The organism is Kribbella sp. NPDC002412, assembly GCF_053592935.1.
In genome coordinates, this window is sequence record NZ_JBSFBL010000006.1 from 145,439 (window position 1) to 163,416 (window position 17,978).

Annotated in this window: 20 protein-coding genes; 3 read left to right on the forward strand and 17 right to left on the reverse strand. The window is 70.2% G+C overall.

The genetic code is table 11. From position 1 onward, the window contains the following. Positions 1 to 33 precede the first annotated feature (33 nt). From ACWCOV_RS07190 to ACWCOV_RS07245, 12 genes are read right to left on the reverse strand one after another with little or no spacing between them, the layout of a single operon-like run. Positions 34 to 978 (reverse strand): alcohol dehydrogenase catalytic domain-containing protein, encoded by a 945-nt coding sequence (locus tag ACWCOV_RS07190; protein WP_449828336.1) that lies wholly within the window; start codon positions 976 to 978, stop codon positions 34 to 36. A gap of 58 nt (positions 979 to 1,036) precedes the next feature. Continuing rightward, on the reverse strand, positions 1,037 to 1,936 hold the full coding sequence (locus tag ACWCOV_RS07195; RefSeq protein WP_449828337.1) for an amidohydrolase family protein: 900 nt from the start codon (positions 1,934 to 1,936) through the stop codon (positions 1,037 to 1,039). Position 1,937: 1 nt separating this feature from the next. Beyond that, positions 1,938 to 2,330: a cupin domain-containing protein gene (locus ACWCOV_RS07200; RefSeq protein ID WP_449828338.1), complete on the reverse strand. Its 393-nt coding sequence runs from the start codon at positions 2,328 to 2,330 to the stop codon at positions 1,938 to 1,940. Continuing rightward, positions 2,330 to 3,901, reverse strand: a complete 1,572-nt coding sequence (locus ACWCOV_RS07205; RefSeq protein WP_449828339.1) for an FAD-dependent monooxygenase — start codon at positions 3,899 to 3,901, stop codon at positions 2,330 to 2,332. Before ACWCOV_RS07205 ends, ACWCOV_RS07200 begins: the two co-directional genes overlap by 1 nt. Positions 3,902 to 3,905: 4 nt before the next feature. Next, complete coding sequence (locus ACWCOV_RS07210) at positions 3,906 to 4,631, reverse strand: SDR family NAD(P)-dependent oxidoreductase (RefSeq protein WP_449828340.1); 726 nt, start codon at positions 4,629 to 4,631, stop codon at positions 3,906 to 3,908. Next, positions 4,628 to 5,353 carry a GntR family transcriptional regulator gene (locus ACWCOV_RS07215; protein WP_449828341.1) on the reverse strand — a complete coding sequence of 242 codons (726 nt, stop codon included), beginning with the start codon at positions 5,351 to 5,353 and terminating at the stop codon, positions 4,628 to 4,630. Before ACWCOV_RS07215 ends, ACWCOV_RS07210 begins: the two co-directional genes overlap by 4 nt. Beyond that, positions 5,350 to 6,183 (reverse strand): fumarylacetoacetate hydrolase family protein, encoded by an 834-nt coding sequence (locus ACWCOV_RS07220; RefSeq protein WP_449828342.1) that lies wholly within the window; start codon positions 6,181 to 6,183, stop codon positions 5,350 to 5,352. The genes ACWCOV_RS07215 and ACWCOV_RS07220 overlap by 4 nt, the downstream gene beginning before the upstream one ends. A gap of 27 nt (positions 6,184 to 6,210) precedes the next feature. Continuing rightward, positions 6,211 to 6,618, reverse strand: a complete 408-nt coding sequence (locus tag ACWCOV_RS07225) for a RidA family protein (protein ID WP_449828343.1) — start codon at positions 6,616 to 6,618, stop codon at positions 6,211 to 6,213. Continuing rightward, complete coding sequence (locus ACWCOV_RS07230; protein ID WP_449828344.1) at positions 6,618 to 7,706, reverse strand: Ldh family oxidoreductase; 1,089 nt, start codon at positions 7,704 to 7,706, stop codon at positions 6,618 to 6,620. Before ACWCOV_RS07230 ends, ACWCOV_RS07225 begins: the two co-directional genes overlap by 1 nt. Further along, positions 7,703 to 8,482: an ABC transporter permease gene (locus tag ACWCOV_RS07235; RefSeq protein WP_449828345.1), complete on the reverse strand. Its 780-nt coding sequence runs from the start codon at positions 8,480 to 8,482 to the stop codon at positions 7,703 to 7,705. Before ACWCOV_RS07235 ends, ACWCOV_RS07230 begins: the two co-directional genes overlap by 4 nt. Further along, a complete protein-coding gene (locus ACWCOV_RS07240) occupies positions 8,479 to 9,288 on the reverse strand; it encodes an ABC transporter ATP-binding protein (protein WP_449828346.1) in 810 nt (269 codons plus the stop codon). The genes ACWCOV_RS07235 and ACWCOV_RS07240 overlap by 4 nt, the downstream gene beginning before the upstream one ends. Before the next feature lie 12 nt (positions 9,289 to 9,300). Then, a complete protein-coding gene (locus ACWCOV_RS07245) occupies positions 9,301 to 10,320 on the reverse strand; it encodes an ABC transporter substrate-binding protein (RefSeq protein WP_449828347.1) in 1,020 nt (339 codons plus the stop codon). 358 nt (positions 10,321 to 10,678) lie between these two features. On the opposite strand from ACWCOV_RS07245, the gene ACWCOV_RS07250 reads away from it, so the two are divergent. After that, a complete protein-coding gene (locus tag ACWCOV_RS07250) occupies positions 10,679 to 12,028 on the forward strand; it encodes a sensor histidine kinase (RefSeq protein ID WP_449828348.1) in 1,350 nt (449 codons plus the stop codon). Position 12,029: 1 nt separating this feature from the next. After that, positions 12,030 to 12,686 (forward strand): response regulator, encoded by a 657-nt coding sequence (locus ACWCOV_RS07255; RefSeq protein ID WP_449828349.1) that lies wholly within the window; start codon positions 12,030 to 12,032, stop codon positions 12,684 to 12,686. Positions 12,687 to 12,725: 39 nt separating this feature from the next. Here the strand turns inward: ACWCOV_RS07255 and ACWCOV_RS07260 are convergent, their stop codons facing one another. Next, positions 12,726 to 13,298: a MarR family winged helix-turn-helix transcriptional regulator gene (locus tag ACWCOV_RS07260; RefSeq protein WP_449828350.1), complete on the reverse strand. Its 573-nt coding sequence runs from the start codon at positions 13,296 to 13,298 to the stop codon at positions 12,726 to 12,728. Positions 13,299 to 13,423: 125 nt separating this feature from the next. Between ACWCOV_RS07260 and ACWCOV_RS07265 the strand changes: the two genes are divergently transcribed. Then, positions 13,424 to 14,077: an FMN-dependent NADH-azoreductase gene (locus tag ACWCOV_RS07265; RefSeq protein WP_449828351.1), complete on the forward strand. Its 654-nt coding sequence runs from the start codon at positions 13,424 to 13,426 to the stop codon at positions 14,075 to 14,077. Between the two features lie 52 nt (positions 14,078 to 14,129). On the opposite strand, the gene ACWCOV_RS07270 is transcribed toward ACWCOV_RS07265, so the two are convergent. Genes ACWCOV_RS07270 through ACWCOV_RS07285 form a run of 4 tightly spaced genes read right to left on the reverse strand, consistent with a single transcriptional unit; the run spans position 14,130 to position 17,894 of the window. Then, entirely contained in the window at positions 14,130 to 14,963 is an 834-nt protein-coding gene (locus ACWCOV_RS07270) for a putative RNA methyltransferase (RefSeq protein ID WP_449828352.1), read from the reverse strand. A 12-nt stretch (positions 14,964 to 14,975) separates the two neighbouring features. Then, on the reverse strand, positions 14,976 to 15,875 hold the full coding sequence (locus tag ACWCOV_RS07275) for an ABC transporter permease (protein ID WP_449828353.1): 900 nt from the start codon (positions 15,873 to 15,875) through the stop codon (positions 14,976 to 14,978). After that, positions 15,862 to 16,809: an ATP-binding cassette domain-containing protein gene (locus ACWCOV_RS07280; protein WP_449828354.1), complete on the reverse strand. Its 948-nt coding sequence runs from the start codon at positions 16,807 to 16,809 to the stop codon at positions 15,862 to 15,864. The genes ACWCOV_RS07275 and ACWCOV_RS07280 overlap by 14 nt, the downstream gene beginning before the upstream one ends. A gap of 2 nt (positions 16,810 to 16,811) precedes the next feature. Further along, positions 16,812 to 17,894: a LolA family protein gene (locus ACWCOV_RS07285; protein WP_449828355.1), complete on the reverse strand. Its 1,083-nt coding sequence runs from the start codon at positions 17,892 to 17,894 to the stop codon at positions 16,812 to 16,814. Positions 17,895 to 17,978 lie beyond the last annotated feature (84 nt).

The window sequence follows — 17,978 nt, forward strand, 5'->3', positions numbered from 1 at the left end:
GGTCTAGTCCAGCGGACCGAACCGGTAGCTGCGTCAGAACCCCGTCAGATCAAGGAAAACCCTGCGATCGGGTGCGATCCGGTCCAGTGCGTCGCCGGCCCGGTCGGCAGTCACCACCTCGACGTCCGGCCGCACCTGCACCGGCGCGACCGCAGCCAGCGCCTCGCTGACCGCACCAGGTTCGAGGACTGTTCGTTGCAGGTTCACCGGCAGCACCCGAAGGTCTCGCCCGATCAGCTGGTGCAGATCGATCGTGGTGAATTCACCAGCCCTGTAACCCAGTACGGCGATCCGCCCGCCCGGTGTGATCTGGCCAAGCACCCCACTGGTGACCGGACCGCCGACAGTGTCGATCGCCGCATCGCACCACGGCAGCTCACGCCCGACCTGACCCAACTCGTCCACGCGCACGATCTGGTCGACCAACGGCGCAGCCGCGTCCACAGCCTCGCCAATCCACGCCAGCCCGATCACCTTCCGCGCGCCGGCCGCACGCGCCATCGCGGCACACAGACGCCCCAGCAAACTGGTCACCCCAGTGACCACGACCGTCTCGCCTTCCAGTACGGCGGCAACGCGCCGCACTGCCGTGTGCGCAGTCAACGCCGGCGTCAGCAGAGCAAGAGCAACGACACCGTCCAACTCCGCAGGCAGCCGATGTACGGCGGCATCGGGCACGACGGCGTACCGGCCCCAGAGGCCCGGCCGCGACACCCCGACGCCCTCGCCACGGATCAGCACCGGCGTCCCAGGCTCGAGGTCGGCAGAGGTCACCACGACACCGACGCCCTCGGACCCGGGCACGAAAGGTTGTGTCGGCTGTTTGCCGGCCAGCACCGACCTGTCGGCCTGCGTCACCGCGGCCAGGCGCATCTCGACCAGGGTCTCCCCCGGGCCGGCGACCAGTTCGACCTCTTCGGCCTTCAAGTGCTGTCCAGGCCCATGACTGCGCAGCACAGCCCCCGTCCGCGCGCTCATCGTTCTACCCCCATGATTTGATATCTGATCACAACTTTGTCCTGACGAAAAGGCCGTCTCACGGCGCGACGACCTCCTTCGCCAGCGGCGCGGTCAGCTCACCGGCCGCCAGCGCCCGCGGCCCGGACACGGAGTCGCTGCCCATCGGGAACGGCCAGTCGCTGCCGGCCAGCACCCGCTCCGGACCGAACGTCGAGCCGAGCAACTCCAGTACGGCGTCGTCGTGCACCAAGTCGTCGACGTAGAACCGGCGCAACGCGTCCGCCACCGCCAGCGACGGCGGCTCGATCCCCGGCCGCGCCGTGTCGATCCCCCGCTGCCAGCGGCCGGCCAGCGCCGCCGTCACACCACCCCCATGGCACAGGCAGAACCGGATCCCCGGAAACCGCCCCGGCACATCCGCGAAGATCAGGCCGGCCGCGGCCAGCCCGGTCTCGTACGGATTCCCCAACAGATTCGTCAAGTAGAACGACTCGAGCCGCTTGTCGTCACTGTGCCCCGGGTGGATCAGCGTGAAGGCCTCCAGCGCGTGCAGCACCTTCCACACGGGATCCAGCCCTTCGTAGCTCGGCGTCCCCAAGGCAAAGCCGCTGAAGACGCCCTCGCGAGCCAGGGCAGCAGCTACCGCAGGTGCGGCAGCATCGAGTAGTGGTAGCTGGCCCAGCACCCGCAACTGGGGTGTGGCGAGCTCACGCAGGCCCTGGTTCACCAACTCGGCCCACTCGACGCCGGCGTCGTACCGGAAGAGTGCGGGTGGCACGGAGACCACAGCACCGTCCAGGTCCTGCTCGTCGATCCATCGCAGGAGTGCGGCCGGGTCGGCCAGCCGACCCAACGGCAGCCGCTGTCCGTCGACGACCAGCGCGCCGTTGTCGACGGACAGGCCGAACTCACCCTTGTGCGCAGCGGAGAGCACAGTGGGCGGGATCAGGTGGGTGTGGACGTCCCAACCGGCCATGTCAGCGGGCGTCCTCGTCGTTGTCGTAGAACGACGGGCGCTCCGGGTAGTGCGGCCCGTCGTACACCTCCAGCAGGACGGACGTCTCCTCGGCGAGCGTCGGCCCGTGCACGTTGCCCTTGGGGTTCCAGTAGAAGCTGCCCTTGGTCAGCGTCGTCCCGGTCGGCAGGTACACGTACCGCCCGGACAGGCAGAACATGAACTGGTTCGACGCGTGCTTGTGCTCGGACGGGATGCCCGACCCCTTCTCGAACCGCACCAGCGCGATCGACGCCTCGGTCTCCGGGTCACGCCAGAGCATCTTGTGGGACAGCCCGCCCAGGGACTTGTCCACCCACTCCAGGTCGTCCGTCTGCAGCAGCAACTCGCGCAGCGGCTCGTCAAACGAAGCCATCAGATCTCCCGAGGCACGGGTCGGCCGGTGATGCCGGAGTAGAGCTCGTCCGCCACGCCGGCTCGCATGGGCGCCACTGCGGCGATGTGCCCGTCCGGCCGGACGAGGACGACGGTGTCCAGGCCCACGCCGTACCTGTCGGTGGCGATGCTCCCCGGATCGAACAGAGCCCGGTCCCGCAGGCCGGAGTCGTGCGGCGCGTCCCACCGGGAGACGGCGTAGTGCTTCAACGCCGGCGATTCGTTGAGTGGGATGTCCGGCCGACGCCGTACGTCGGTGAAGTAGAGCGCCACGAACGAGTGCCGGCACAGCTCGTGGATCGTCACCCGACCGGACGGGCCCTGCAGCTGCAGGTCCGGCGCCCGGTCACCAGCTCGTACGGCGGGTGGTTCGGGCGCGGTCGCCACCATCGACCAGTCCCCTTCGCCCGTCACGTCCAGCCGCACGCTCAGCAGGGTCCGCGTGTACGCCGTCGCCCAGTCACTGCCGGACGCGGTCACCGCACCGTGCTGGTGGGACATGTACTTGCGGGCCGCCTCGGCCATCTCGCCAGACCCGTTGATCGCGACCGGCCGCTGCTCCTGCTCGTACCCGTCCAGCAGGGCCTCGTCCGCCCAGCCTCGCAGCACCCAGGCGAGCCGCCACGGCAGGTTGGACGCGTCCAGCGCACCCGTGTTCAGCCCCAGCGCCCACATCGGCGTGATCAGGTGGGCCGCATCGCCCATCAGGAACACCCTGCGGTCCACGGACCACTGGTCCGCGACCCGGTGGTGCACGTTGTAGACGACCGAGCCGAGCAGCTCGATCCGGTCCACCTCACCGATGAACTGCTTGACCTTGACCAGCAGGTCCTCGTCCCCCGGCGGCTCGGCGCCCGGACCGAGCGGGAACAGGAACCGCCAGTTGTCCGGCTGCCGGATCAGCACCATCCACTCGGCCTTGTCCGCGAAGTACGCCAGGTAGGGGTAGTCACGGGCGTTGTCGACGTCCAGGTCGACCACGACGTCGATCAGCATGTACCGCTCGGGCAGGGTCTCCCCCACCACGGTCACGCCGAGCGCGTCGCGGATCTTGCTCCGGCCGCCGTCGCACGCCAGCAGGTGCGAGGCCTCGATCTCCTGGGACCCGTCAGGGGTCTCCACTTGCAGCACGACCCGGTCGTCACGCACCTCGAAGGAGGTCAACCGGTGCTGCGTGCGGACGGGCTGCGACAGCGCGGCTGCGAGGATCGGCTCCATCTTCTGCTGCGGCAGGTTGATCACGAACGGGAACTGGGTGTCGTTGACCAGCTCGGCCAGCCGCACCGAGGCACGGGGCGTGTTGCTGGCCCGGTCGATGTCACCGATCTCGTCGATCCGCAGCGCCGCGGCCAGGATGCCGTCGACCGCGCCGTACCTGTTCCAGATCTCCAGGGTGCGGCTGAGCGTCGTACCGGCCTTGGTGTCCGAGGACAGGACCGCGTCCTCCTCGAGCAGCACGAACGGCACGCCGTAGTGCGCCAGGCCGAGCGCCGTCGTCAGGCCGATCGGGCCTGCTCCGACGATCGCGACGGGCAACTGATCAGCAGTCACTCATTCACTCCGTGAAGGTTGTGAGCTTGGCAAAGGCGCGTTCCCGGGTCAGCACCGACCCGGTCATCGCGGCCGCGTCGGACAGCAGGAACAGCAGTGGACCGACCACGTCCTCGGGGTCTCCGATACCTATGGTGTCCTGCCAGTGCGCCCGGTCCGCACCGGCGTTCGCTCCTCGGAACTGCTCGGTGTCGATCACGCCCGGCGCGGCGATGTTCACCCGCACCCGGTGCTCGGCCACCTCGGCGGCCAGGGACTTCGCGAAGGCGATCAGCGCGGCCTTGCTCGACGCGTACGCCGCCGCACCGGCCCACCCGGTGACAGCCATGCCCGACGTGAACACGACCACCGACCCGGACCGCCGCGCCGCCATGTGCGGTACGACGGCCTGGCACGCCCACACCACCCCGTCGAGGTTCACCTGCAGCGTCCTGGTCCACTCGGCCGGGTCCATCCCGACCACGGGCGACCGAGGCTGCACCGCGGCGCCCGCCACCAGTCCGTCGATCCGCCCGTAGCGAGACATGACGGTCGCGACGGCCGACTCCACCGACGAGCGATCCGCGACGTCCACCTCGACGTACTCGACCCCCAAGTCAGGCTTCGCCACGTCGAAGACGACCGCAGTGCCTCCGCAGGCAGTCACCGCCCGGGCCAGCGCCGCTCCGATGCCCTGCGCACCACCTGTGATCACCACGACCTCACCGGTCGCGTCGAAGCTCACCTTCATGACGTCTCCTTCTTCGACGGGCCGCGCTGATCCCCCTCGGCCCGCCTCGTCATGGTCTCGGTGATCCGCTGGAACGCGCCAGCCAGGTGGTTGCGCAACGCCTGCTCGGCCGCTTCGGGGTTGCGCGCGACGCACGCGTCCAGGATCGCCTGGTGCTCCACCCGGCTCCGCTCGATCAGGGCCGCGGTGGGCCGGCTGCCGAACCGGTACCGCTCACTGTTCTGCCACACCGGCTCGATCGCGCGGGCGAGCCACTGCGACCCGCCGGCGCGGTAGATCGCGAAGTGGAAGTCCGCATGCGCCTGCCGCGCGCCCACCGAGTCCTCTGCGCGAGACAGCCGGAGGTGCTCGGCCAGCGCGGCGGTCGCCTTCTGGAAGTCCTCCTCGGCGAAATGCTCCGCAGCCGCGCGTACGGCGAGACTCTCCAACGCCAGCCGGGTCTCGTGCGTGTCCCGCAGGTCGGCCAGCGACAGGTCCCGGACCCAGGCGCCCCGGTGCGGGATGATCTCGACCAGTCCGAGCGCCTCGAGCCGGCGGAGACCCTCCCGGACCGGCATCTGGCTCATCTCCAGGCGACTCGCCAGCTCGACCAGCCGCAACGGCGTACCGCTGGGCAGCTCGCCGGACAGGATGAGCTGGTGCAACTCGGCGGCAGCATGCTCGGCGAGCGTACGGCGCCCGCCGCGACCCCCACCTGGTAGCAACTCCAGCGGACCGCTCATGCGCGCGTCACCTTGTTGCGAAGCTCACCGATCTTGTCGGCGCGGGTGACGACCACGTCACCGTCCTGCAGGAAGACCTGCGGCTCCCGGGCGTTACCGATGCCTGCAGGCGTCCCGGTGAGCAGGAGGTCGCCAGGGCGCAGCGTCATACCGAACGACAGCTCGCTGATGAGCGTGGCGACGTCGAAGGCCATCTGCTTGGTCGACGCGTCCTGCCGGACCTCACCGTTGACCAGGCACTGCAGCCGCACGTCCTGCGGGTCACCGAGCTCGTCGGCCGTCACGATCCAGGGGCCGAGCGGCATGGTGTTGTCGATGCTCTTGCCCTTCAGCCACTGTCCGCCGTGCGCCCGCTGCAGGTCCCGCTGCGACACGTCGTTGGCCAGCGTGTAGCCCCAGACGTGGTCGAGCGCTTCCGCGACCGCGATGTTGCGACCGGTCTTGCCGATCACCAGCGCCAACTCGGCCTCGTAGTCCCACTTGGCCGAGATCGCGGGGTCCCAGGCGATGTCGTCGTACGGGCCGATGACCGTGTCCGGTCCCTTGGTGAAGAAGGCCGGGTGCTCGGGCCGGTCGACGTCCTGGCCCTCCCGCTTGCCGCGGCTCTCCTCGAAGTGGTCCCAGTAGTTCCACCCGGTGCACAGGATGTCCCGCCGGAACCGCCGCAGCGGCGGCCGCAGAATCTCTTCGCGATAAGGGATCTCGCCGATCACAGCGCCCGGATCCGAAATCACCCCGACCAGGTCGTTTGCCGAGAGCAACGACACTGAGTCCCCGTCGAGCACGCCCGGCCGTTCCCGGCCGGCGTGCTCCACCATCACGTACCGCATCTCAGGTCCACTCGACGCCACGCATGCTTACCCCCCAGGTTCTGAGACCACCGCGATCGCGCTGATCTCGATCAGATAGTCGGGGTGCGCGAGTTTGCTGACCTCGACCATCGTCGAGGCCGGCAGCGGCTCGGTGAAGTACTGCGCCCGGATCTCGTGGATCTTGGCGAAGTCCTCCATGTTGCGCACGTACACATCCACCCGGCAGACGTCCGCGAGCGTGCCACCGGCCGCCCGCACCGCCGCCTGCACGTTCTCGATCACCTGCCGGGTCTGCTCCCGGACGTCGCCGACGCCGGCGATGCTGCCGTCCGGCCGGCGCGCGGTCATCCCGGAGACGAACACCATCCGCCCGGTCGCCTCCACCGTGGTGGCCTGCGAGAACACGCCGTTCGGGCTGTGCAGGTCGGTCGTCGAAACCTGTGTCTTCGGCATCAGTCGAACACCCCTCCCGCCGGGACGACGGCACCGACCGCGCGCGCGGCCGCCAGCAGGCCGTCCAGCCCGGACCTTTCGATCAGCACACCGTGCCGCCGCTGGTGCGCGGCCCGTTCCGCCTCGATCTCCCCCGGCAGGTACAGCCGGCTCACCCCCGGTGCCGTCGCGCTGCCGCGCACTCGGGCGGCCAAGCCGGACGAGCGGCGCCGGAAGCTCTCCACCCCGCCCAGCAGCTCCGGGTCGATCGCCAGGAACAGGTGCGCGCAGTCGTTCGGCCGGCCCGGCTCCCGGTACAACGGCCGGACCTGGTCGCCCCAGCCGCCGCCGCTCAGCACGCCGGTCAGTACGTCGATCATCAGCGCCAACCCGAAGCCCTTGTGCCCGGCCGCCGGCAGCAGCATGCCGAGGACGGCTTCCTCGGCATCCGTGGTCGGAGTCCCGGCCGAGTCGGTCGCCCAGGTGTCGGGGATCGGCCGCCCGGCCGACGCGGCGAGCCGGATCTTGCCGAGGGCAACAGCCGACAGGGCCATGTCGAGGACGATCTCCACGCCGGCCGAGGTCGGCACCGCGACCGCCAGCGGGTTGTTGCCGACGATCCGCTCGGCACCGCCGGGAGCGGGCATCAGCGGAGTCGTGTTGGACATCGCGACGCCGACGCAGCCCGCCTCGCCGGCTTGCATGGCCCAGCGGCTGGCCGCGCCGAAGTGGTGCGCGTTGCGGACCGACACCAGGCCGATCCCGTACCGGCCGGCGCGTTCGATCGCGTGCCCCATCGCCTGTGGGCTGGACAGCTGGCCCATGCCGCCGCGTGCGTCCACGACCAGCGCGGCGCCGGCGTCGTACAGAACGTCCAGCTCGCGTTCTCTTGTGACACCGCCGGCGTTCAGGCGTTCGACGTACATCGGGACGAGCATGATGCCGTGCGAGCTCACGCCGCGCAGGTCCGCCTCGACGAGCGCGGTGGCGATCTTGGCCGAGTCGGCCGGGTCGAAGCCGAGCGCGCTGAAGACGGCCGAGACAGTGGCCTCGAGCCAGGCGGGCCGGACCAGGACCCGGCGGTCGGCGTCGGAGGCTTGGGCTGTCATCGGGTCTCCTGCGCCCACGGCAGGAACAGGTACTCCAGCAGCACCAGGCCGTAGAACAAGATGATGCTCATGATGCTGAGCAGTGTGATCGCCGCGAACGCCAGCGCGGTGTCGGCGCTCGCGCCGGACTGCTGGATCACGTACCCGAGGCCCTGGGTGGCGCCGACGAACTCGGCGATCACCGAGCCGATCACGGCCAGCGAGATGGCCACCTTCAGGCCGGTGAAGATCTGCGGCATCGCGTAGCGCAGCCGCAGCTTGAAAAACTCCTGGGCCCGGCTCGCGTTCAGCGACCGGAGCAGCTCGACCAGCTCGACCGGTGTCGACTTCATCCCCTGCGCGGTCGAGATCACGATCGGGAAGAAGCACATCAGCAGCACCATGACGACCTTGGGCCACTGCCCGAAGCCCATCCAGACCACCAGCAGCGGGGCGATCGCGATCTTCGGGATCGCGTTCACCATCAGCAGCAGCGGGTAGACCAGGCGCTCCAGGATCACCGAGCGGACGATCAGCAGCGCGATCGGGACGCCGATCACGATCGCCAGCAGGAAGCCCTCGATCGTCTCCAGGAACGAGACGCCGGTCTCCTTCAGCAGGTACGCCGGCTGGTCGAGGAACGTCCGGATCACGTCGTACGGGCCGGGCAGCAGGTAGGACTCGATGGAGAAGACGACGGTCGCCACCCACCAGAGCGCGATCGCTCCGATCAGGCCGACGATCGGCAGCAGCACGGCGGCGGTCGGTGACGTGGTCAGCCAGGAGCGCTTCTTCACGGCCGCACCTCGTCGACCGGGCGACCATCCATCGGTTGACCGGCCTTCTCCGCCAGCAGACCGTGCAGGAGACCGCTGATCTGCGCGACCTCGGTCAGGTGCGCGTTCTGGCCCAGGCTGCGCGGCCGCGGGATGTCGATGTCGACGACCTCACGCAACCGGCCCGGCCGCGGCGTCAGCACGACCACCCGGTCGGCCAGTACGACGGCCTCCTCGATCGAGTGCGTGACGAACACGATCGTGGTGGACAGCTCCATCTTGATCCGCTGCAGCTCCTCGGACAGCTCGGTCCGGGTGAGCGCGTCGAGCGCGGAGAACGGCTCGTCCATCAGCATCACCTGCGGGTCGCGGATCAGCGAGCGGCACAGCGAAACCCGCTGCTGCATGCCGCCGGACAGCTCGTGCGGCAGCCGCCGCTCGAATCCGCGCAGGCCGACCAGCTCCAGCAGCTGATGGGCCCGGTCCCGGTACGCCGCCTTGCCCCGGTCACCCTCGCCGCCGTCGATCTCGACCGGCAGCATCACATTGGACAGCACCGACCGCCACGGCAGCAGCGCCGGGCGCTGGAACATGAACGAGACGTCCCGGCGCGGCCCGGTGACGGGTTCCCCCGCCACCGCGACCGTGCCGGACGTCGGCGGCAGCAGTCCCGCGATCAGCCGGAGCAGGGTGGACTTGCCACACCCGGACCGGCCGATCAGCGTGACGAACTCGTTCGGCCGGACGTGCAGGTCGATTTCCTCGAGGGCTACGACCCGGCCCTCGCGTCCGTCGAAGACCTGCCCCACACCGTCCAGCCGAATCATCGTGAGCCGGCCTCAGCCCTTCGGGGCGAGGTCGACGGTGACCACGTCGGCGGGCTTGACCGAGCCGGCCGGCTCGATCGCCTTGGCGTTGTCGAGCACAGAGATGATCTTCTGCACCCGGGTCGGGTCGACGGCGCCGAGCGGGCCCTTGAAGTCGTCCGGCTTCACGTACGGCTTCATCAGCTCGAGCTCCTTGGTGGCCACCTCGAGGTCGGTCTGCGGCACGTACTTCTTCAGGATCGTGGCCGCCGCGGCCGGGTCGTCGATGGTGTCCTGCAGGCCCTTGAGCAGTGCCTCGGTGAACTTCTTGACCTGGTCCGGGTGGTCCTTGGCCAGGTCGGAGCGGGTGATGATCGCGTTGCCGTACAGGTCCGGCAGCTTCTCGCCGTACGGGAGGGTGCGGGCCTTCGCCTTGGCCGCCTTCTCCACCAGCGGGACGCCGACCACGAACTGGCCGATGCCGTCCACCTTCTTGGAGGCGAGCAGCTGCGGCAGCGCCGGCGGCGGCGACGGCACGAAGGTGACCGAGTCGGCCGGGATGCCGATGGCCTTGGCGTAGACCGGGAACATCACCTGGTTGGTCGAGCCCGGCTGGTCGCCGATCCGCTTGCCGACCAGGTCCTGCGGCGTCTTGATCGGGCCGCCCTCGAGCACCGCGATCGCGGCCAGCGAGCGCTGGTGGATCATCCCGACCGTGGTGACCGGCAGCTTCTGCTTGCCGAGCGTGATGACGGTGGCGGTGAAGTCGCCGATGCCGTAGTCGGCCTGGCCCCCCGCGACCAGCTTCATCACGTCGACGGTGCCGGAGCCGGGGTTGATGGTGACGTCGAACCCGGCGTCCTTGAAGTAGCCCTTCTCCAGGGCGACGTACGCGTAGGCCTCACGACCGAAGGTGTTGAACGAGGTCAGATAGCTGACCTTCTGCAGGCCCGAGTCCTGGCTCTGGCCCTCGTTGCCGCTGTTGTTGCACGCACTGACCAGGGCGAGCCCCAGGACCGCCATCAGGGCGACGGCGGAACGCCTCAACCTCATATCGACCTCTCTCCTCCGATATTTGATCAAACATCAAATATGGAAGGGTGGTCAATCGGCCCCCGGGGACTTCACAGTGACTTTACGTCCACCGCGCCGGGTCCCCACAGAGCCCGCTTGCCACCCGTCCTGGAGCCGTTCCCCATACCTGTCCGGACCGGACGGGCATCCCGCCCCGACCACAGACCGTACATGCCTCGACAGCAGATCGCGACGCCGATCGGCTCCGAACCGGTCCTTCCCCCGTCAAATTTGCGTAAACCCTCCGTGGCGGGTGACCCACCCCACGTATTTGCTCGAACAGTTGTTCCCTCCGGGGAGGGAGGTGTGCCGAGCCGGGGTTTGGGACGATGGTGGGGTGGTGGACGGGCTGGTACCTGAGTCGGCGGCCTCCGGGCGCGCAGCGGCGCGTCCGGCGGGCAGGCTCGCGCGGACGGCGGCTGCCTTGGTCCGCGGCGCCGGCTGCCTCGGCCGCGCGTCGACGTACCTGCGCTGGGTCTACCTGCTGCTCGGGGCGGCGCTGGTGCTGGCGTTCATCCTGGTCGACAGCGCGCTCGGGGCGCTCGCGCAGGACCTGGACCTGCCGGCCGTTGCCGCGGGCATCCTGATCGGCATCCTGGTCGTCGGCCCGCCGATCGCGATCGGCACCCTGCCCGCGGTCCGCGAGGTCGAGGGCATCGCGGTCGAGTCGCTGCTCGGCGTCCGGTTCGAGGAGCGCCCGCTCGGCCCGGCCCGGACCTGGGCGCAGCGCCGCCGGACCACGACCTGGTTCTGCCTGCACCTGATCACCGGCGGCATCGTCGGCACGCTCAGCACGATCGTGTTCGGCCTCGGCGCCGTGTTGCTCGCGGCACCTTTCCGCTCCCCCGGCCGGCACGAGCTGATGCCCGACATCAGCTACCGGATCACCGGTGGCTGGACCGACCTCTGGATGCCCGCGGCCGCGCTGGGCGGGATCGTCGGGTTGTTCTTCCTGTCCGCCGCGGTCGGCGCGCTGCTGGCCTACCTCGCCCCGCGCGTCCTCGGGCCGACTCCGGCGGAGCGCATCGAGCTGCTCGAGCGCCGTACGGCGACACTTGCCGAGCGCAACCGTCTGGCCCGGGAGCTGCACGACAGCGTCGGGCACGCGCTGAGCCTGGTCACCATCCAGGCGGCCGCGGCGCGCCGGGTGCTGGCGACCGACCCGGAGTTCGCCGAGACCGCGCTGGCGGCGATGGAGACGTCGGCCCGCGACGCGCTGGAGGACCTCGACCACGTGCTCGGCCTGCTCCGGGACGACCGGCGGCCGGGCTCGCAGATCGCGCCCCAGGCGACTCTCGGCGATCTCCCCCGGCTGGTCGAGGCCACCCGGGCGGGCGGGATCACGGTCGAGGTCCAGCAGGACGGCGACCTGGGCCGGCTGCCGGCGGCGGTCTCCCGGGAGGCGTACCGGATCGTCCAGGAGGGCCTCACCAACGCCATCCGGCACGCGGGCCGCCCGGCCGGTGCGCTCAGAGTGGACCTGTCGATCCGGCTGGACGACTCCGGGCTGCGGCTCGAGCTGACCAACCCGGTCACTGGCGGCACGGACCACGCAGGTGGTGGCCGTGGATTGGCCGGGATCCGTGAAAGAGTCGCCGTACTGCGAGGAACCGTCGACGCCGGACTGGTCGGCGACGTGTGGCGGCTCGCAGTGACACTTCCGGTCGCAGTGACGACGAAGGGCTGAGATGAACCTGTCGGTGGTCGTGGTCGACGACGAGCCGTTGATCCGCAGCGGGCTGCGCGCCATCATCAACGCCGAACCCGACCTGGAGGTGGTCGGCGAGGCCGGCGACGGCGCCGAGGTGCTGCCGATCGTCCGCCGGACCGGCGCGGACGTCGTGCTGATGGACGTCCGGATGCCCGCGGTCGACGGCATCCAGGCCACCCGGCTGCTGCTCGAGAACCTCGATCCGGCGCCCCGGGTGCTGGTCGTGACGACCTTCGAGAACGACGACTACGTGTACGACGCGCTGCGGGCCGGCGCCTCCGGGTTCCTGCTGAAGCGGACGCCGCCCGACGACATCATCGCCGCGATCCGGACGGTCGCGGGCAGCGAGTCGCTGCTGTTCCCGGAGGCGATCCGCGCGCTGGCGCTCGCGCACGTGGGCGCGGAGCAGTCGAAGCAGAACGGCCTGGACGAGTACCAGCTGACCGAGCGGGAGCAGGAGGTACTGCGCCTGATGGCCAAGGGGCTGTCGAACGCCGAGATCGCGGACGCGCTGATCCTGGGCCTGCAGACGGTCAAGACGCACGTCGCGAACGTGCTCGCCAAGCTGAACGCCCGGGATCGCACCCAGGCCGTGATCCGCGCCTACGAGTCAGGCTTCGTCCCGCTGCACTAGGCCGTCCCGACCTGCTGCTGCCCGGTCGTCCGTCTCGACCTACGTGCTGGCCGGGTCGTCCGTCTCGGCCAGCGCGCAGGCGTTGTGCAGCGGGTCGACCGCGTTCGCCTTCATCGCCACCCGCTGGAGCAGCATCCGAAAGCTGGCGCGCTCGGCCTGGTCCAGGCTGCCGAGGATCTCGTCCTCGGCGGTGGACAGCCGCCGCTCGAGATCGCACAGGGTCTCTTTGCCCTCGTCGGTCGGCACGATCAACCGCGCCCGCCGGTCGGCCGGGTCGGCCTGCCGCTGCACCAGGCCGGCCTTCTCCAGGTCGTCCAGGAGGTATGTCATGACCGTCCGGTCCACGCCGAGCTGCGCAGCCAGATCGAGCTGGCGCCTCGGTCCCTCGGCGACCGTCGTCGCCAGCACCTGATAGCCCCGCGGCCCACCGGGCACGTCGTCGAGCGACTCGGCAGCGGCCTTCGCGTACCGGCGGAAGACCACGCCCAGCGCCCAGCCCAGGTCGGACTCGACCGGGGCGCCACTGGCGACCCGCGGCTCCATCCCGCCGGCGCCCCGGCGCGCCACCTCACGGGCGATCCGGCCTTTGACGTCGGGCGAAGTACTGGTCATGTCCCCATCGTACGTGGTGTACGCCACCCGGAATACGATCTGACTTGAATATGTTCTGCTCCACAGACTATCTTCGGAGCAGCTCATTCAGAGCCGCCCCCTCACGACGATGGAGAACAAACCTGATGTCCACCCTGCTACGTGTCGACGCCAGCCTCCGGCTCGACGGATCGGTCAGCCGCGCCCTGGCGGACAGCGCGGAGGCCGCCTGGAAGGCGGAGCACCCGGACGGTGTCGTGGTCCGGCGGGACCTCGGTCAGCACCAGCTCCCGGTGGCCGCCTGGCCGGCGCTGGTGACCGCAAAGCTCGGCGGCGACGCCGGTCCGGAGCTCGCCGGGGCCAAGGCGCTGGCCGAGGAGCTCGCGGCCGAGATCAAGGCCGCCGACGCGGTCCTGCTCGCTGTTCCGCTGTACAACTACGGCATCGCCCAGCACGTGAAGACCTGGATCGACCTGCTGCTGATCGACCCCGAGCTGGTCTACGGCCCGAGCCCGATCGCCGGCCGGCCGGTCATCCTCACGCTCGCCCGGGGCGGTGGCTACAGCCCCGGCACCCCGAAGCACGGCTGGGACCACGCCACGCCGTACCTGGAGCGCATCTTCGGCGACGTGTTCGGCATGAACATCCGGACCGCCGCTGCCGAGCTCACCCTCGCGCCGGTCACCCCGGGCATGGAAGAGCTCATCGACGCCTCGAAGGTGTCCGAGTCCGAGGCGCACGTCATCGCTGAGCAGCACGGCACCGTGGTGGCCCGCGAACTCACCGCCAACGCCGCCTGACGTCTGCTTTAGGCAGCGCGTCGCGGTGGTGCCGAGCTCGAGCCGGCATCACTCAGGCGACTCGCCAGGTGGACAGCGTGACCGACAGCGTGACGACCGCCGGCCCCGGGAGTACGGCTATCTGCGCCGCGAGCTCGTGATGGTTCAGGTGCCGCGCGCTCGGTGTCATCATCACCAACTGCTCGATCGCGGTCCGGTCGAGCTGCATCACCGACTCGACCAGCTCAGTGCCGGTCTGCTCGAACTTCCCGGCCAGTGACTCCTGCAGCCGGCGTTCCTTCTCCTGATCGACCTTCACCAGCCCGAGTACGCCGACCAGCTCGGCCAGGTGCTCCTGGTTCGGCGTGACCACGAGCAGCGTGCCGCCGGGCGCGAGTACGCGGGCCATTTCAGCCGCGTTGCGCGGGGCGAACACGTTCAGCATCAGCTGCGCCGAGTCGTCGAGCAGCGGCAGCTCCTGCCACGCGTCGCACACCACGGACCCGATCCGCGGGTCCACCTTGGCTGCCCGGCGCGCGGCGTACCTGGAGACGTCCAGGGCGATCCCACGGCGGCCGGGTGCGGTGCCGAGGACGCCGGACAGGTAGTAGGCGGTGCCGGCGCCGACCTCGACCAGCAGGTCGTCCTCCCCCATGCCGGCCGCGGCCAGGATCAACGCGTCCCGGATCGGCGCGTAGTGGCCGCCGCCGAGGAACACCGTGCGGGCGCCGACCATCGCGGCCGAGTCGCCGTCGATCCCAGTCGATGCCGACGGCAACAGATTGAGGTAGCCCTGCTTGGCCAGGTCGTACGCGTGGCCGCGCGGGCACCTCGCCGTACGCCCGGTCAGCGCCAGCGCGTCACTGCAGACGGGACAGCGCAGCACGGTGACCAGGTCGGCATCCACCGCCCCATTGTCTCAGCCGTTGATGTCGCGGCTGGTGATGCGGGCCCAGGCGGCCGCGTAGAAGACCACCAGGTAGGCGCCCTGCAGGAGCAGGTTGCGCCCGATCGCGCCCCAGTACGGCGGGTCGCGCAGCAGGTCGGCGAACGACGGCCAGCCGTACATCAGCAGCCACGGGTGGATCACGTCGATCTGCGGAATCGCGCTGAGGATCCCGCAGACGATGAACGCGCCGAACGTGGCCGCCATCGCCGCCAGCGGGGTCGACGTCAGCGACGAGACGAACAACCCGATCCCGGCCAGCCCGAGCATCGACAGCCCGATCAGTACGGCGATGCCGAGCGCGCGGATCAGGCCGTCGCCGAGTGAGACCGTCGTCCCGGACAGCAGCAGGACGTCGCCGACCGGGAACAGCACCACGCCCGCGATCAGGCCGGACAGCCAGATGACCAGGGTCGCGGCCAGGCAGAACACGGCGAGTGCGACCATCTTCGCCGCGAGCAGCCGGGACCGGCCGGCCGGCGCCGTCAGCAGGTTGCGGAACGTGCCGAGGCTCGCCTCACCCGCCAGCGACTCCCCCGACACCACCGTGATGGCGGTCGGCAGGAAGAACGGCAGTGAGACCGCGAGGCTCGCCACGATCAGGAAGAACCCGTTGCCGGCGACCTGGCCGATGAAGCCCTCGGCGCCGCCCTCCGAGCCGGACAGCTTGATCGCGACCCCGATCATCACCGGGACCGCGGCCAGGACGGCGAGCAGCACCCAGGTCCGGGCGCGCCCGAAGACGAGGTGGAGCTCGGACCGGAACAGCGCGAGCGTGTGCCGCCCGGCGCCGGGCCGGCCGACGTTCACCGTCTCGGCGACGGCCGTGCCACCGGCGTCCCGGCTCGACGGCGCGGTCTCACTCGGCGACATCGAAGCCCTCCCCGGTCAGTGCCACGAACGCGTCCTCGAGGCTGGGGCGTTCCAGGCCGAAGCCGTGGATGCGGACGTCGGCGGCGACCAGCGCGGCGGCGAACTTCTCGATCGGCAGCTCACCGGCGTCACCTTCGACGGTCTCGGCGGTGGTCTTCAGGTCGGTGACACCGAGGCTCTTCAGCGTCTCGGCGGCCTGGCCGAGGTCCGGTGTTCGGACCACCAGCCGGGGCCGCAGCTCGGCGCGCAGGTCGGCGACCGTGGACTGGCGGACGATTCGGCCGCGGGACATCACGGCGGCATGGGTGCAGACCTGCTCGACCTCGGCCAGCAGGTGGGTCGAGGTGAAGATCGTGGTGCCGTCGCTCGCGAGCTCCTGGATCAGGTGCCGGACCTCGCGGGTGCCCTGCGGGTCGAGGCCGTTGGTCGGCTCGTCGAGGACCAGCAGCTCGCGGCGCTGCATCAGCGCGACCGCGATCGCCAGGCGCTGCCGCATGCCGAGCGAGTAGGCGCGCACCTTCTTGTTCGCCGCGTTGGACAGCCCGACGCGCTCCAGCGCCAGGCCGGCCCGCGCCTTGCGCGTCGTCGGGTCGGCGGTCCGATCGGCCGCGTCGAACCGGAGCAGATTCGCCTGCCCGCTCCAGAACGGGTAGAACGCCGGTCCTTCGACCAGCGCTCCGACCCGGGGCAGCACCCGCAGCTGGGCCTTCGGCATCGACTCGCCCAGCAGCTCGACCGAGCCCGCCGTCGGAGCGATCAGCCCGAGCAGCATCCGGATCGTCGTCGTCTTCCCGGACCCGTTCGGCCCCAGGAACCCGAACACACTCCCGGCGGGCACCTCGAGGTCGATCGCGTCGACCGCGACCTGCCCACCCCGGAACCGCTTGGTCAGCCCCTTGGTCACCACCGGTGGTGACGAGGCGGGACCTGTCACGGCTAGCGTGGAGCCTTCGGTGCGGCGGCGACCAGCGTGTCCGGGCTGACCAGGCCGACCAGGACGCGGCCGTCGTCGGTGATCAGCGCGTTGACCATCTTGCTGGTCAGGATCTTGCCCGTGCCCCAGGAACCTTCGACCGTGCGGGCGTTCGCGAGCAGCTGGCCGACCGGGCCGGAGCGGTCGATGTCGACGTCACGGACGGCGACCACGCTCTCCCAGCCCTCGCCGATCACCGTCGGCTTGTCGCCGGCGCTCGGAGCCTGCCGCTTGGGCTCGCCCGCCTTCGGGGCCTTCCAGGCCGGAACCTTCTCCTCCTTCACCTTGACACCCTTCGGCGGGGTGAAGGTGAAGGTGCTCGCCGAGGGCACGTCGAACGACACCGAGGAGAAGCCGAGCTGCACCGCCGGGTCGTCCCCGGTCTTCGGCATCACGGTCACCTCGAGCGGCACCCAGTTCTTCGCGTCGATCGCCAGCGTGACCGAGCCGACCGTGGACTTGTCGGTCTTCGGCAGCAGGCGCAGCTTGTAGGCGTCCCGGCCGGCGACCTCCTGGGTCCCGCTCACCTCGACCTTGGTGGTCGGGTCGATCGCGTCCAGGAACTGCTTGGCGACCGCGGACGGGTCGTAGGACTCCGGCCGGACCGGCGCCTTCTTCGGCTGCTGGGCGCGCTCCGGCAGCGTCAGCTTGACCGCCTCGCGCTCGGAGGAGTCATAGGCCCAGGCCGTCTTGCCGTCGGTCGTCCAGACCCGCTCGGCCATGTTGTCGAGCACCGAGACGCGGGCCTTGTTCGGGCTTGCGAAGGCGACCCGGGCGGTGTGCTCACCGCTCAGCAGGTCGGGGACCTGGTTACCGCCCTCGACGCCGGGCAGCGCCGGCAGGCCGAGGTCCGCCGCCGATCGGACGGTCCCGCTCAGGCCGTCGACCTTGGCGGTCTGAACCTTGGTCAGAAGCTCCTGCGCGGTGATGTCGGGCAGGTTGGGTGACGCGTCCGCAACCACCGGACCGAGCGTGCCCACCCCCGCGACCACCGCGACTGCCGTGACCGGTACGAACCACCGTCGACCGCGTTGCGCTATCCCCATGTCTCAAGACTCGCACCGTGACAACGTGGAACCAAGTGGTCTCAGGGGCTGTTCCCCCAAAAGAGTGAGGGCCGGATACGACGA